Source organism: Streptomyces sp. NPDC002206, from assembly GCF_053593595.1.
In genome coordinates, this window is sequence record NZ_JBSFCW010000042.1 from 18,677 (window position 1) to 32,895 (window position 14,219).

Consider the following 14,219-nt stretch of genomic DNA (forward strand, 5'->3'; position numbering starts at 1 on the left):
AACCGATCAACAGTGATCGTCAGAGCCGGGTTCGGTACTCTCTCCGAGATCTGCAAGGAGGCCGCGGATCCGTTCGGCGATGGCGTTGTGCCGTTCGACTTCGCGGGGCCAACCGCGTTCGACGGCGTCCTGGGCGAGCTGCTGTTCACGGGCGAGCCGGGACCGCAGGCGCGGTGCGTACTCGCTCGTGGTGAGGAACTTTGAACAGCGGAGGTAGAGGTCGCACTCGCAAGGGCCTTCGGCGGGTGCCCGCAGGCAGTGGCCGAGTTCGAGTTCGGTCTTGAAGAAGTTGGTCTTGAGCCAGTTCAGGGTGTCCTCGCCGATCCGGCTGGTCAGCAGTTCCGCCGCAGCCGGGCCCGCGATCCGTCCACCGGCGGCGATGACCTTCTCGTACTGCTCCTTCAGGACGGGGTCACTGATGTGGGAGTAGGTGGCGGACATCTGCGCGTTGCGGTGCCCGAGGATCGCCATGATCGTCTGGATCTGGCAGCCGCCTTCGGCGAGCTGGGTGCCGACCGTGTGGCGAAACCGATGGGCGGTCACGGTGAGATTGCCGTCGCCGTCGAGGAGCCCGGCCTTGCGGCAGGCGATCTCCAGGGCGTCCGCGTAGAGGAAATGACGGCCCATGGGCTTGCCCCGCCGCATGAATACGTAGCGGACCGGCCGCTGGGCCCATGCGTCGTGGCGGGCTGCGGCGTTCGCGGCCTTGGCCGCGTCGATCAGCTCCCGCAGGGCGTCCGCTGCTTTGGGGTGCAGGGGAACCATGCGCTCGGTGTAGGTCTTGCCGACCGGGATCCGCAGCCGCGGATAGCCGTCGGGGTAGGCATCCAGGCAGTCCAGGGTCAGCCGTGCGATCTCCCCGCGCCGGGCGCCGCTCCAGCGCAGCAGAAGCAGAGCCGCTCGTTGGTGCGGGTCGTCGAGTTCCTCGACCGCTTCCATGAGGCGGTCCAGCTCGGCCCGGGGGATGAACCGCGGCAGTGCGGAGGGGAGTTTGGGCATGTCCGACCGGCCGAGGAGTGGCCGGCCTGGGCGAGCCAGCGCAGGAAGTAGCGGAAGGCGTCGCGTGAGTGGCGGACCGACTCCGCGCGGTCGCTGGTCTGCAACCGTCCAGACAACCAGCGCGACACCGGAGCTGCGAGCGCCGACGGTGTCTCGGGAGGGGTGAGTGCGGTCCGCCAGAGTTCGGCGGTCTTCAGGCCGTGGAACGGCGGCTCGGGCACCTGCCCGATATTGAACAGCAGCACATGGACGCCGTGCAGCCTGGTCAGACACGCCTTCTGGTAGATCTCGGCGAGCTGGTCCATGGGCATGCGGCGGCGTGCGTTGGAGACATGGCTGGCCCGCACGAACCCGGCCTCCGGCCGGGCGCAGTAGCGCTTGATCTCCTCGGCGAGCGCGGTGAGGTCGTCGAGCCGGATCGCGCGCAGATCGGGGTCGCCGCGCATCAGCAGAAGGCGGGTGAAGGTCCAGGTGAGGACGGACCGGCCGCTGACAGGCGCATAGCCGAGCTGAAGCATGCGGGCCGAGAGCGAATCGAGCAGATCCAGGTCCAGGCCGAGGCCGGCGGCGACCTTGGGGACGAACAGGCTGTCGAAGTTGCGGCTGAGGACGTAGTCGGCGTCCAGCCGGAGGCCGTGCACCAGTGACAGGTAGCAGAGGTAGGGGCCTGCCTCGTGGGACGGCCCGATGCGTTTGCCGGACTCATGCGGATCGCGTCCGTGCAGGTCCAGGCGGACCAGCAGAGGCTCGGCGAACCAGTCCTCCAAGTCCGGCCAGTACTTGAGGAAGCGGTTGTCGAAGTAGCGGCGGGACTTGACCGACGCCGGAGCATCGGCGAACGTCACGCGGACCCAGGCGAAGTACTCCTCCCTCGGCGCGTGGCACCGGCGGCGGTCCGGTTCCGGGGCGGGTGCCAGGGCGAGCGCGGTCACTGGTTGCCCTCCAGCGCGCGGGTGTAGTCAGCCAGCACGGCCTCGTCGGAGACGCGGGTGTAAACCTTCGTCGACTCCGGCGAAGCGTGCCGCAATCGCTTCTGCAGCGACAGCTCCCGCATCCCGCCCTCCCACATCGCGGTGGCGTGAGTGTGTCGCAGCGCGTGCGGCGTGGTCTCCGGCGTGCGCAGACCGAGCTTGTCCAGCCGCCGCGCGAACAGCCGCACCACCGCGTCGTAGCCCAGCGGCTCCAGGCGGCGGGTGCCCTTTCCTCCAACCAGGAACGCGAACGGGCTGGTCGCGTCGAGCGGGCGCTCGTGCATTACGTAGCGGTTGACCGCGTCCAGGGTGCGTGGCTCGTGCAGGTCCACGACCCGTTCGGTGCGGGACTTGCCACGGACCCCCGTGGGTGGTCGTCGCGCTTACGGACCGTCACCCGGCGGCGGCCGTAGGAGATGTCGTCCAGATGCAGCGACAGCACCTCGCCCGGCCGCAGCCCGCCGTCCAGCATCAGCAGGAACACCGCCAGGTCCCGCATCCGCTTCAGACTGCCGATGAACTGCTCCAGCACCGCCTCGTCCACCGGACGCGGCAGTCGCCGCGGCTGCTTGACCGTCACCGTGCGGCGCATCGGGTGCTGACGGCTCGCGCGGCCCATGAACGGCTGATGCCGGTCCGGCACCAGGGCAAGTGCCGGGTCAAGGCGCTTCTGCATCGGGGAGTCGCCGTCGTACTCCTCGGCGACCACCGCCCAGTCGTAGAAGCTGGAGACTGCGGCCAAGATCCGGTTCACCGTCGCCGGAGCGAGCAGACTGCCCGGCGCCTCCGGGCCGCCGACCACCACCGTCAGGCCCAGCCGCTGGGCCGGCCGCCGCGACGGTGCCCGCCGCAGGAACGCCAGCAGCCGCAAGGCATCCGGGCCCCGGAACTCGAACCAGTCCATGCCCTCAGCAGCGAGGAAGGTAAACAGGCGCCGCAGGTCGTACGCGTACGCGCAGATCGTGTGCGGCGAGAAACCCCGGTCGACCAGATGGTCCAGAAACCAGCAGGCCGCCACGACCGGCTCACCATTGCCGTCGACCAACCGGACTCGCCGTACGACACCGCCATCGCGTTCCTTGACCACCCGCACACCGGCCTCCCCGAGCCTGCACTCAGGTGGCCCAACGAACCCCGCACCTCGATCGCCACGGTGCCACTTCAGGCGTCACTCAAAGGTGTCCAGATAAGGAGATCTACGGCCGGTTCGAGCTGGACATGAACAGCCGTCTCGATCTGGACCTGTCCGTCCGGGCGACGGTGCCCGGCCCACGCACTCCGCAGGGGGAGGCAGCAAGCATCCCAGCGTGACGCTCCGGGCCTGGCCGGAGCCGTGCCGAAGACGACGTTGCCCGGGACGCTGAAGAGTCCCGGGCAACGTCGTGAGCGGCGGCAGGGCTGTGCGAGGAACGGACCAGGAAACCGGTGTTGCTGTCAGACGCGCTCAGCCGGGCAGCGTGACGAGCCCCGTCTCATAGGCGGTGATCACGAGCTGAACCCGGTCCCGGGCGCCCAATTTGGTGAGCAGGCGCGACACGTGCGACTTGGCGGTGGCCACCGTGATGAAGAGGTCCTCCGCGATCTCGGTGTTCGACCGGCCGCGCCCGACCAGGGTCAGAACTTCCCGTTCCCGCTCGGTGATGCCCTCGACCAGCCGTGGGGAGCGTGCCGGGGCGGCTTCGGGGCGCACGGCGAACTCTGCGATCAGACGACGCGTGACACGCGGGGCGATCAGCGCGTCGCCGGCGGCGACCACGCGGATCGCCGCGAGGATGTCGTCGAGCGCCATGTCCTTGACCATGAAGCCGCTCGCTCCGGCCCGGAGCGCACCGTAGACGTGGTCGTCCTCGTCGAAGGTGGTCAGGACGAGGACGCGGGCGGTCGCCGGACCGGCGGTGATCAGTCGAGTGGCCTCGATCCCGTCCATGCCGGGCATCCGGATGTCCATCACCACGACGTCGGGGCATATGTCCCCAACCAGTTGGACCGCCTCGGCGCCGGTGGACGCCTCACCGACGACCTCCAGGTCGGGGTGGTCGGCCATGATCACGCGCAGGCCGGACCGCACCAGCGGCTGGTCGTCGACGAGCAGGACGCGTACGGGACTGCCGGTCATCGGGCCTCCACCGGAACTACGGCGAGGTCGGGCAGGGGCAGCCGCGCCGCCACCCGGAAGCCGCCCTCGGGACGCGGCCCGGCGCTGAGGCGGCCGTGCAGCAGAGCGACCCGCTCGCGCATGCCCACGATGCCGAAGCCGTGGGCCGGGCCGTCCTCGGTGGCGCCGCGCCCGTCGTCGACGATTTCCACGGATAGTTCCCCGTCCCCGTACTCGATGGTCACCCGGCAGTGTCCGGTGCCCGCGTGGCGGACCACATTGGTCAGCGCCTCCTGGACGATACGGTAGGCCGACAGGTCGATGTCGGCGGGCAGCGGGCGCTGTTCCCCGCCGCGGCGTACATCGACGCGTACGCCGGCGTCCGCCGTCGTCGCCGCCAGCCGTTCGAGGTCCGCAAGACCGGGCGAAGGCGTGATCGGTGCCCGCCCCGAAACCTCTGCGTCCGGGTCAGCCTGGCGGAGTGCCACCAGCGTGCGCCGCAGGCCCGACAAGGTCTCTCTGCTGGTGGCTTCGATGGCTCGCAGCGCCTCGTGGGCCTCCGCGGGCTGTGTCCGGATGACCCGGCTTCCCACCCCGGCCTGGATGGCGATGATGCCGATGCTGTGCGCGACCATGTCGTGCAACTCCCGTGCGATCCGCAGCCGTTCGGCGATGACGGCCTCGGCCACCTCCTGCGCGCGCAGCTCCACCGCGTGCTCGCGGCGCTCGCGGCTCAGCAGACCGACCGTGCAGGCCGCGGCCATCGCCAGGAGGGTGATCACGAGGTTGACGGTCAGGCTGTCGCCGTGCGCAAAGCCGCCGACGAGCAGGAGCTGGACGACGAGGGATGTGGCCGCGGCAACGGTCGAAGCCCGCCGCGCGCGGGTGGCGACGATGAAGCCCAGGACGAGGTCCACCGCCAGATACGACAGGAACTGGCCCTGGTACGAAGCCGACAGATCCACACCGGCGGAGCTCGGGGGACCCACCACCACGGCCGTGGATCCGAAGAGCGCCATGGCCAGGGCCAGGACCGGCCCGCGTCGCAGGACACCGACGAGCAGGCTCGCCGCCAGCAGTGCCCCAATGCCGTGGACCGTGCCCGAAGCCCGCGGCGCACCTCCTATGAGCAGACCCACCGCGAGGACGTACAGAACACCCCCCACCCAGGCCATGACCTTCGTTCTCGTCATCGGCGGTGTGTCCTCTCGAGGCGATGTGCCCACACAAGAGAAAGGTCGTGCCCTGCGACGCGCCCAGGCAACGGGGTGGTCGGTATGTCGTTCATCCCGCGAGGCTATCCAGCCGCTGACCCTGCGGCATCGGCCCGTGGACGTACGCCCACGGGCGAAGGCGGCCACGGGATTGCCGCCCACGGCCCCATGACCGGACGGGGCCCTCCCGGCAAGGGTTGTCCATGTGATCGAAGTCAACGAACTCACCAAGCGCTACGGCGGCAAGACCGCCGTCGACCAGCTGTCCTTCACCGTGCAGCCGGGCCAGGTCACCGGCTTCCTCGGCCCCAACGGAGCCGGAAAGTCCACCACCCTGCGCATGATCCTCGGCCTGGAAGCCCCCACCTCGGGCACCGCCACCGCCAGCGGAGTCCCCTTCCGCAGCCACGCCCGGGGACTGCGGCACGTCGGCGCCCTCCTCGACGCGGGTCAGGTCCACGGCGGACGCACCGCCACGGCCCACCTGTCCGCCCTGGCCCGCAGCAACGGGATCTCCCCGCGCCGTGTGGACAAGGTCCTGCACGAAGTGGGATTGACCGACGCGGCGAACCGCCGCATCGGCGGGTTCTCGCTCGGCATGAAGCAGCGCCTCGGAGTCGCCACCGCCCTGCTCGGCGACCCGCCGGTGCTGATGTTCGACGAACCGGTCAACGGCCTGGACCCGGAGGGCGTGCTCTGGATGCGCCGCCTCTTCCAGCGCCTCGCGGCCGAGGGCCGCACGGTCTTCCTCTCCAGCCACCTCATGTCGGAGATGGAGAACACCGCCGACCAGCTCGTCGTCATCGGCCGAGGCCGGCTCATCGCTGCCGAATCGGTACGGGACTTCGCGGCCCGCAGCACCGGCCTCGGAGTGGTGGTGGGCACGCGGCAGGCCGCCGAGCTGACGACGGTGCTGACCGCCGCCGGCGCATCGGTCGAGCCGGAGGGATCGGCGGGCGCCGAGAAGCTCGCCGTGACCGGACTGCCGACGGACCGGATCGCCGCGCTCGCCTTCGAGAACGGGATCCTGTTGAACGAGCTGACCTCCCGAACCGCCTCGCTGGAGGAGGCCTTCATGGAACTCACCGCCGACAGCGTCGAATACCAGGCAGGACAGCCCCGATGACCACACAAACATCCGCCCCCGCGACCACTTCGGCCGCGTCCCTCGCCGAGCCGCCCGCCCGCTTCCGCGACCTGATCGCCTCCGAGTGGATCAAGATGCGGTCCTTGCGCTCCACCCCGTGGGCCCTCGCCTTCATCACCCTGTTCGTCATCGGGTCCGGCGCCGTGGCCACACTGGCGGACAAGGCCGCGGGCTCCGAACCCGGTAGTTTCCTGGCCTACGACGCCTTCCCGTCGACCGGTTACATGACGCTGATGCTCGTCGCCGGCAGCATGGGCGCCCTCACCGTCGTGAGCGAGTACAGCAGCGGGCTGATCCGCACCACCACCGTGGCCGTCCCCGCCCGTGGTGCGGTGGTGCTGGCCAAGGCAGTCGTCACCGCCGTGCTGTGGACCGCGGTCGGCACGGCCGCCTCCATCGGATCCTTCCTGGTCTCCCAGGCCATCCTGGACGGGCACGATGCCAGCGTTCCGATCACCCACTCCGACGTGTTCCGTCCGCTGGTGGCATCCGCGTTGCTGGCTCCGGTGTGTGCCTTGGTCGGTCTAGGCCTCGGCGTTCTGCTCCGGCATGCCGCCGGGACCATGCTCACCAGCGTCTTCACCCTGCTGATGCTGCCCACCATGTTCTCGGAGAGTAACCGCTGGTCGGCGGACGTCAAACACACGATGGTGTCGGCCGCCTGGACTCGTCTGGTCCAAACTTGGGAGCCGGATCCCGGATCCCTGGGCTACACCGCCACGCTCCCCGGCTCCTGGATCGTGTACGGCCTCTGGCCGCTGGTCGCGGTCGCTCTCGCGGTGGTCGTCGTACGGCACCGCGACGTGTGAACGCGCCTCCGAAACGCGCGTATCGCACCCCGGAGGCACAGGTGCGGCCAACCATAGGGAGCAGATCGCCGGGATGCTGCAGGGCCCCGTTCGCTTACGTCGCGCGGTGTACCGCGCCTGCCTACTCTTCGGAGCATGACCAGCAGCGACGAGCCGGAGCAGGCGCCGCCGTGGCGCCCCGAGCACGGGCTGGCGCCGACGCTGTGAACGCGGCCTGTAGGGACCGGCCGGGACTGTACGTGCGGGCGAAGGGAAGTGGCGCTACGCGGCTGTGGACACCCGCCACGACTACGCCGACAGGCGCGTCTCGTACCACGTGACCCTCGACGTGGACGGGTCGACGATGGTCACTCGCCGGGCCTACTGGTGGCCGCAGGAAGTGCGCCCGAAGGTGGCGCACTGCAGCAAGGTGGAGCCGAACAGGGGGTAGTCGGACCGCGCAGCGCATCCGTCGAGACCGGCCGCCGAAGGACCGCCCGCCTCATGTGAGAATCCGCAGGATTAGTGCAGATTCTGGGGAGGCGCCATGGAACGCGACTTTGATGGCTACACAGCCACCACGTACGGCGGGCGAGAGGTGCGGCGCACAGTGTGGGCGCCCGACAACATCGAGACGGGCAAGTGGGGGCAGGGCGGCTGCGCTTGCCCGTGCCGCATAGCCCACCAGTCGAGTCGGGCGAGGTGGCTGCTGCGGGTTCGGTCAAGGGGATGGCCATTCCACCAGGCGTCGAGGCGGATGAGGTTGAGCGTGACCGCCGAGTACGCGTGTTCCAGATGAGTCTTCTGCAGGCCGCCCGCCGCGCCATACCGCCCACGTGCGATCGCAATCAGGCGATCAAGAGGGCAGACGGGACAGGCCCTTACGATTGGGAGTCATGACATGGAAGCGGCACGCCCGGAACGTCGAGCAGTTTCTCCAATGTGCTCTCGACGCTCTCAGGGGTGATCTGGATGGGATTCTGGATGCGGAGCAGATCCTGGCTACTGCCCTGCAGGACCCGGCCGATGAGCAGGGGATCGTCTCGTGGGTGATCACATTCGGTTGGGCGGAACGCGCGGTCGACCGGGCCGACGGTAGCTCCCCCATGATCCGGCTGACTCCGCTAGGAGTGGCCAGGGCTCAAGAGTTGCGGGACCACCCTCATTCCCGGGCCGATCGTGAAACGTACCTGCACTACGTCCTGCCTCGCTGGGCATATCAGAGCGCACGCTCGGGGGACTGGGCCAGTCTTCAGACGTTCGCCGCGTGCGACCAGTGGTGGTTCCGCGGCGCCGCGATGACCTGGGGCGAAGTGGATGCCGCTGTCAGCTATCTCGAAGACAAAGGCATCCTGAAGGTCCAACGGGCTCCCGGAGCCAATGCCACGCATATTGCACCGACCGCCGAGGGCATCGACTTCGTGCTCTCCAAAAAGATGCTGAGGACCTTCATGACCAACCAGCGACCGGATTCCCGGGCCGATCGTGAAACGTACCTGCACAACGTCCTGCCTCGCTGGGCATATCAGAGCGCACGCTCGGGGGACTGGGCCAGTCTTCAGACGTTCGCCGCGTGCGACCAGTGGTGGTTCCGCGGCGCCGCGATGACCTGGGGCGAAGTGGATGCCGCTGTCAGCTATCTCGAAGACAAAGGCATCCTGAAGGTCCAACGGGCTCCCGGAGCCAATGCCACGCATATTGCACCGACCGCCGAGGGCATCGACTTCGTGCTCTCCAAAAAGATGCTGAGGACCTTCATGACCAACCAGCGACCGGCGACCCAGAGGGTTACCAACTACTACGGCAACAACAGCAATTACGTACACGGGGATGCCCCCGGCTCCAACCTGGCCACCGGAGGCGGCAACACCCAGACCGTGAACCAAGGCATTGACGCTCAAGGTCTCGCTACGCTCGTTGCCCAGCTCCGGGCGATTGCACCGAACCTCGGGCTCTCCCCTCAGGACGCTGAGGACTTCAACCAGGACATTGACGAACTGGAGCGGGATGGAGCCGATCCGCAGAGCGGGGGGAGGATCTTCCGGAGGCTTCTCCGAATGGTGCCGCCCGAGCTGGTTGCAGCGGGCACGGACCAGGGCCTCGCAGCCACCATCGCGTTCGGTACCTCCCTCTTCGGCGGCTGACCGAAGGAAATACAACATTCCGCGCGTCCCCATCATGCGCTAAGGGAGAGGTCGAGTCGGGCGAGGTGGCTGCTGCGGGTTCGGTCAAGGGGATGGCCATTCCACCAGGCGTCGAGGCGGATGAGGTTGAGCGTGACCGCCGAGTACGCGTGTTCCAGATGAGTCTTCTGCAGGCCGCGGTAGCGGGCGCGTCTCATGCCAGTGACGGCGACGGCCTGGTGGATGGTGCCCTCGACGCCGCGCGGGTGGCGTACTTGGCCCGCCATTCCTGACTGGTCTGCTGAGTGCGGGCCTCATCGAGGACCTGCTGTTGATCGCGGGAGCGCAGGGAGAGTGTGCGGCCGCCGCTTCTGGCTCGGGTGTATTTGTCGCGGACTGGGCAGGGATGACAGGTCTCCTTGTCGAACTTGACCACGATCGCTTTGGTGCCGCGTTGGACGGCGGGGCTCCACCAGGTGCTGGTGTGCCCGCGCGGGCAGGTGGCCTGTCGGTTGTCCCAGTCGATGGTGAAGGCGGTGCGGCTGAACCCGGCGCCGGAGCGGGCCTGGGGTGAGCTGTCCAGCAGGACCGGGGTGACCAGAGTGACGCCGAAGCTCTGCTTCATACCGACGATCAGCTCGGCTGAGGGGTAGCCGGAGTCCAGATAGTGCTCGGCAGGCAGCAGGTCGCGGGCGGCGAGCATGTGGTGGACCGGTTCGGTCATCTCCGCGTCGGTCACGGTGGCATCGGTGGTCGCGATGTTGGTGATGATGCGCAGTGGGCCGGCCGCATCTGATCCGGACCCGGGTGCCGTCCCGCCGTCAGCCGGGATGTTCTCTTTCTCTTCCTCAGGGTCGCAGGTCTCGCTGATGTGGACCTTGTAGCCGGTCCACCATGAGCCCTGTTTGAGGCCGTAGCGCGCATCCAGGTCGTACGGCGAGGTCAGTCGCAGTCTGCTCGGCGGGAGATCCTCCCTCTCTCGCCGCTTCACTTCCCGCCCCGTCTCACTGACCGTGCGCGTGTAGTTCTGCAGCCACACCGCCCGCAGGACCTGCACCGCCGGGAGTTCCCGCAGCCACACCAGTGCGTCCGCGGCGTGCGCCGCTTCCAGGAGCGCGAAGCCGTCCCGACCGTAGGCCAGCGCCAGCTCGGTGCGCTGGGCCTGGGACGACGGCAGTTGCCAGGAGTTGATCCGCGGCCCGTACCGCTCCGTCCATTGTCGAATCGGCACCGCCTCGGCCAGCCAGTCGGGCGCCGCGCATGCCAGGGACTCCAACGCGGCGCGCAGGGTCTCCCCGGCCAGTTCCAACCGGTTCAAGTCCCGCACCGCGGCCAGCACACGAGTGGAGTCGGTCCGCTGCTGCCCGCCCGCCTTCACCAGGCCCTTGTCCTTCAACGTGGTCAGCAGCAGGTCCAGCGCCCGCTCCTCCAAGCCGTGTTCGACGAGGCGGGCGCGGAACTCGGACAACACCGAGGCGTCGAACCCGGGATCGTCCAGCTCCATACCCAGTGCGTACTTGACGTCCATCCCGAACCGCACCCGATGCGCCGCGGCCCGGTCGGTGAGGTTCTCGGCGAACTGCAGCACCGTCACCAGCGCCAACAGCCCCGGCGACCAGCCCCGCCGCCCCCGCACCCCGAATGCCTGGGCGAACTCGGCGTCCGAGAACAGTTCACCGAGCTCGTCACGGATCCTCATCGCCAACGGATACGGTCCTCGCGCCGCTGCGGCCCGTGCTGCCCGCCCGGTCGCTTCCGGCACCTGCGGCCACGGCCGCGCCTGCATCGACACCCCACACCCCACCCTGCGGCCGATGACGGAAGACGCGACCGCTATACGGAGCCAACGAGCAACACAGCCGACCAGCAATGCAATTGGCCAGCAGGATCGGTGACAGAGTTCTTACCGGCACCCCATGCCCGTGAACCCGCTGGTGTCCTCCACCCGCCGCAGACGGACTGTGTGGCCGATCAGGGCCTCGTCGAGCTCCAGGCCGTCGACGGTGTCGAGTAGATCGGTGACGAGCTGCGCGGCAGCGTTGTTCAGCACGCTGCAGGCCGTTTCGGCGGGCAGGGTGGTGCACGCGAGTTCGTACGCGCGGCCGGGCCGGGCGCCGAGCCCCATCGTGTACGCGAACGGCGGATTGACGGCACCGCGGGTTCGTCACAGCCCCGTCACGGCATCCTCGTACGCGCGTCGCGGCGGCGAGGATGACCCGCATGAGAAAGACGATCACCATGGCGGCCGGCGCCGTCCTTGCCGGCGCGCTCCTCGTCGGCTGCGGGTCGAGTGGACCGTCCGCCGACCAGAAGAAGTACGCCGACGCCGCGGCGGCCGCCGACCCGGACGACTTCGGCGGCATGAAGACGGACGACCTCGCCGGCACCCTCGGAGACGAGGGGGCCGAGCTGTGCGACCAGTTGAAGAAGGGGTCGTACGACGACGCGGTCGCGTATGCCAAGACCGGCTTCTCGGCGAAGGAGGCAGCCGCGCTGGTATCGGCCGCGGTGCTGGTCGAGTGCCCAGACCAGAAGGGCAAGTTGCCGGCACCGTAGCGCGGCGGCTACTTCCTGTACCTCAACTACTCACACCCGGGGTCCATGGGGGCAAGACAGCCGGCCCGGCGACTCGCTTCCGGCTCGGGGGCCAGGGCTGTACCCAGTCGAACACCGCGGTGCAGTCGGCCACAGTTCGCCGGGCGGCACGTGGCAGTAGGGGGCAGGACACGCTGAACGGACCGTGCTGATACAGGCGCAGCGTCTCGTACAGGGCGTCGAGGGCGGGGTCGGCAGCCTGCTCGCCTACCTCTCCCGCATCGTCACCTGGTACCCCGCGGGCGAGCGGCCTGACGGCTCCCTCGTCCGGCAGATGATCGAGGACTACCGCCTCGAGGAGTACATCCCGGCCGGCGGCGAACGGGATGAGGCCGCGGGCCTCACCCTCTTCTACCTGGTCCAGGTACTCGACAAGATCGACGAGATCACCCGGATCGGGCGCCGGGACGCGGCCATGCTCGCCGTCGCCTACGGCAAGCTGTCCCGCGGAATCGAGGTCGCCGACCTGCTCGTGAAGAACCTCCGCGTGGCTGACGACGGAGTGTGGGTCTACACCGCGAAGTCCAAGACCCGCCGCGACGGCGAGGGTAAGTGGCGGTTCATCCGCGACCGGGCCGACCTGCAGATCGTCCGGCGCGTACGGGCCTGGCTCGGCGACCTGCGCGAGCTCGACGCCGACAACCCGACCCTTCCTCTCTTCCGGGCCCTGTCGACGACGGGCAACCTGAAGGGGCGCAGCAACGCCACGGTGCGCGGCCTGCACCTGTCCGGCAGAGCGATCAACGAGATCGTGAAGAAGCGCGCGGCCGCCGCCGGAGTGACCTACATCAACGGCCTGAAGGTGACGAGCCACTCCCTGCGGGCCGGCCCGAACACCGACATGAAGCGCGCCAAGATCCCCCTCGCAGACCGGCGCGAAGCGGGCGACTGGGGCGAGAAATCTCCGCTGCCCGACTCCCGCTACAACCGGCCGGACGGCACCGTCGACGCCACCGAGACCGATCCACTCGACGCCGTTCCGCTCTTCGGCAGGTTCAAGGAAGACATTGCGGAGCCATAAAGATGCAGGTCAACGAGTGTGAGTAGTTGAGGGACAGGAAATGCCGGTGAGATTGATCTTGCTGGGGTTCGCCTACTTCACGGGGCTTCGAGCTGGCGGGGGATGGCGCCAGCGCGCGCCCCAAGGGGTTTTTGAAGACCCTGCGGGGTTCGAGCGGCTCCACAGAGCGATCTTCAGAAGAAAAAGGTTTGCTGAAGGAGGGCGCAGCCTCCGGCGGACCGGCTCTGCGGTCCGGTGCGTGGCCGATTCGATCGGGATCGGCTCAGTGGGGTGCTGCATGACGCCTGCCGAGGCCCCTCCTGTGCGGTGCCTAAGGCCGACCCGAAAGGAAGTCGCCATGTCCTATCCAGAGCCCCGCTATCTCGGCCAAAGGGGCCAGGTCAGCGCACTGCTCCGGCCTGCATCCCCGGAGCCCGACACCGGCTTCATCAGCTACGTGGCCAAGCAGGAGAACACCAACGGCGAGTTCGGCCTGTACAAGATCGACATGGGACCGAAGGCCATGGGCGCCACGGAACACTTCCACCGTACGATTTCCGAGTCCTTCTACGTCCTGTCCGGCGAGATCCGGCTCTACAACGGCGAACGGTGGGTCACAGGAGGCGAGGGAAACTTCCTCTACGTACCGCCCGGCGGGCTCCACGCCTTCCAGAACGACAGCGACGACCCGGTGTCGCTGTTGCTGCTCTTCACACCGGGAGCTCCCAGGGAGGAGTACTTCGAGAAGTTGGAGGAGTACTCACAGCGCAGCAGCGAAGAGCTGAAAGCCTTCCGGATCAGGCACGACCAGTACAACACCACCGACATGCTCGACGACTAGGCTGCACCGAGTGCTGCGGCCCCTGCGTCACACGCCCGGGAGTGCCCGAAAGCGCCCCGGCCGGTGCGGCCCGTCAGTCCCCGGCAGATGCGCTAGCCGCCCAAGATCAATCTCGCCGGGATTTCCTGCACCTCAACTACTCACGCCCGGCCAAGGCGGGGTGTATGCGTGGACACATGCGTGGGTGCATACTGGCGGCATGGCTGACACCAGCGTACGAATCACCACGGACACAAGGGACCGCCTCGCGGCTCTCGCCAAGGCCCGCGGCATGAGTCTCGCCGCCTACCTCGAGGACCTCTCCCGCCAAGAAGAGCACCAGGCGCTGCTCGGTCGGGCGACCGCCGCGTTCGACGCCGCGCTCGATCGTCCGGGATTCGTCGACGCCTTCGACAAGGCGTTCGGCGGCCTCCCCGAGGCCCCGGCCAGTAGCCGGGCGGCCTGAT

The 14,219-nt window shown here is 68.5% G+C and carries 14 protein-coding genes and 2 pseudogenes; 8 read left to right on the forward strand and 8 right to left on the reverse strand.

Annotation, left to right across the window (positions count from 1 at the left end):
- Positions 1-6: 6 nt before the first annotated feature.
- The 6 genes from ACWCP8_RS36835 to ACWCP8_RS36860 form a co-directional block, all read right to left on the reverse strand.
- A complete protein-coding gene (locus ACWCP8_RS36835; protein ID WP_451120676.1) occupies positions 7-939 on the reverse strand; it encodes a tyrosine-type recombinase/integrase in 933 nt (310 codons plus the stop codon).
- Positions 843-1,931, reverse strand: coding sequence for a hypothetical protein (locus ACWCP8_RS36840; RefSeq protein ID WP_451120678.1), 1,089 nt, complete (start codon positions 1,929-1,931; stop codon positions 843-845). Before ACWCP8_RS36840 ends, ACWCP8_RS36835 begins: the two co-directional genes overlap by 97 nt.
- Positions 1,928-2,302: a tyrosine-type recombinase/integrase gene (locus ACWCP8_RS36845; RefSeq protein WP_451120680.1), complete on the reverse strand. Its 375-nt coding sequence runs from the start codon at positions 2,300-2,302 to the stop codon at positions 1,928-1,930. Before ACWCP8_RS36845 ends, ACWCP8_RS36840 begins: the two co-directional genes overlap by 4 nt.
- Positions 2,254-3,063 carry a tyrosine-type recombinase/integrase gene (locus ACWCP8_RS36850; RefSeq protein ID WP_451120682.1) on the reverse strand — a complete coding sequence of 270 codons (810 nt, stop codon included), beginning with the start codon at positions 3,061-3,063 and terminating at the stop codon, positions 2,254-2,256. The genes ACWCP8_RS36845 and ACWCP8_RS36850 overlap by 49 nt, the downstream gene beginning before the upstream one ends.
- Positions 3,064-3,414: 351 nt before the next feature.
- A complete protein-coding gene (locus ACWCP8_RS36855) occupies positions 3,415-4,086 on the reverse strand; it encodes a response regulator transcription factor (RefSeq protein ID WP_352271349.1) in 672 nt (223 codons plus the stop codon).
- A complete protein-coding gene (locus tag ACWCP8_RS36860; RefSeq protein WP_352271347.1) occupies positions 4,083-5,258 on the reverse strand; it encodes a sensor histidine kinase in 1,176 nt (391 codons plus the stop codon). Before ACWCP8_RS36860 ends, ACWCP8_RS36855 begins: the two co-directional genes overlap by 4 nt.
- Positions 5,259-5,484: 226 nt before the next feature.
- On the opposite strand from ACWCP8_RS36860, the gene ACWCP8_RS36865 reads away from it, so the two are divergent.
- The 4 genes from ACWCP8_RS36865 (at position 5,485) to ACWCP8_RS36880 (ending at position 9,358) form a co-directional block, all read left to right on the forward strand.
- Positions 5,485-6,405, forward strand: a complete 921-nt coding sequence (locus tag ACWCP8_RS36865) for an ABC transporter ATP-binding protein (protein WP_352271345.1) — start codon at positions 5,485-5,487, stop codon at positions 6,403-6,405.
- Positions 6,402-7,235 (forward strand): ABC transporter permease, encoded by an 834-nt coding sequence (locus tag ACWCP8_RS36870; RefSeq protein WP_352271343.1) that lies wholly within the window; start codon positions 6,402-6,404, stop codon positions 7,233-7,235. The genes ACWCP8_RS36865 and ACWCP8_RS36870 overlap by 4 nt, the downstream gene beginning before the upstream one ends.
- A gap of 271 nt (positions 7,236-7,506) precedes the next feature.
- Positions 7,507-7,665: a hypothetical protein gene (locus ACWCP8_RS36875; RefSeq protein WP_451120685.1), complete on the forward strand. Its 159-nt coding sequence runs from the start codon at positions 7,507-7,509 to the stop codon at positions 7,663-7,665.
- 445 nt (positions 7,666-8,110) lie between these two features.
- Positions 8,111-9,358 (forward strand): hypothetical protein, encoded by a 1,248-nt coding sequence (locus tag ACWCP8_RS36880; RefSeq protein WP_352271339.1) that lies wholly within the window; start codon positions 8,111-8,113, stop codon positions 9,356-9,358.
- A 32-nt stretch (positions 9,359-9,390) separates the two neighbouring features.
- On the opposite strand, the pseudogene ACWCP8_RS36885 reads toward ACWCP8_RS36880, so the two are convergent.
- Positions 9,391-11,123, reverse strand: a pseudogene (locus ACWCP8_RS36885) (IS1182 family transposase).
- A gap of 117 nt (positions 11,124-11,240) precedes the next feature.
- Positions 11,241-11,471 (reverse strand): annotated as a pseudogene (locus ACWCP8_RS36890) (hypothetical protein); the annotation flags it as partial.
- 86 nt (positions 11,472-11,557) lie between these two features.
- Between ACWCP8_RS36890 and ACWCP8_RS36895 the strand changes: the two are divergent.
- The 4 genes from ACWCP8_RS36895 (at position 11,558) to ACWCP8_RS36910 (ending at position 14,218) form a co-directional block, all read left to right on the forward strand.
- Positions 11,558-11,893, forward strand: coding sequence for a hypothetical protein (locus ACWCP8_RS36895; RefSeq protein WP_352271335.1), 336 nt, complete (start codon positions 11,558-11,560; stop codon positions 11,891-11,893).
- 184 nt (positions 11,894-12,077) lie between these two features.
- Positions 12,078-12,953: a tyrosine-type recombinase/integrase gene (locus tag ACWCP8_RS36900; RefSeq protein WP_451120688.1), complete on the forward strand. Its 876-nt coding sequence runs from the start codon at positions 12,078-12,080 to the stop codon at positions 12,951-12,953.
- Positions 12,954-13,290: 337 nt separating this feature from the next.
- Positions 13,291-13,773, forward strand: coding sequence for a cupin domain-containing protein (locus ACWCP8_RS36905; protein WP_382842792.1), 483 nt, complete (start codon positions 13,291-13,293; stop codon positions 13,771-13,773).
- Positions 13,774-13,972: 199 nt separating this feature from the next.
- Complete coding sequence (locus ACWCP8_RS36910) at positions 13,973-14,218, forward strand: antitoxin MazE7 (RefSeq protein WP_352271382.1); 246 nt, start codon at positions 13,973-13,975, stop codon at positions 14,216-14,218.
- Position 14,219: the final 1 nt, after the last annotated feature.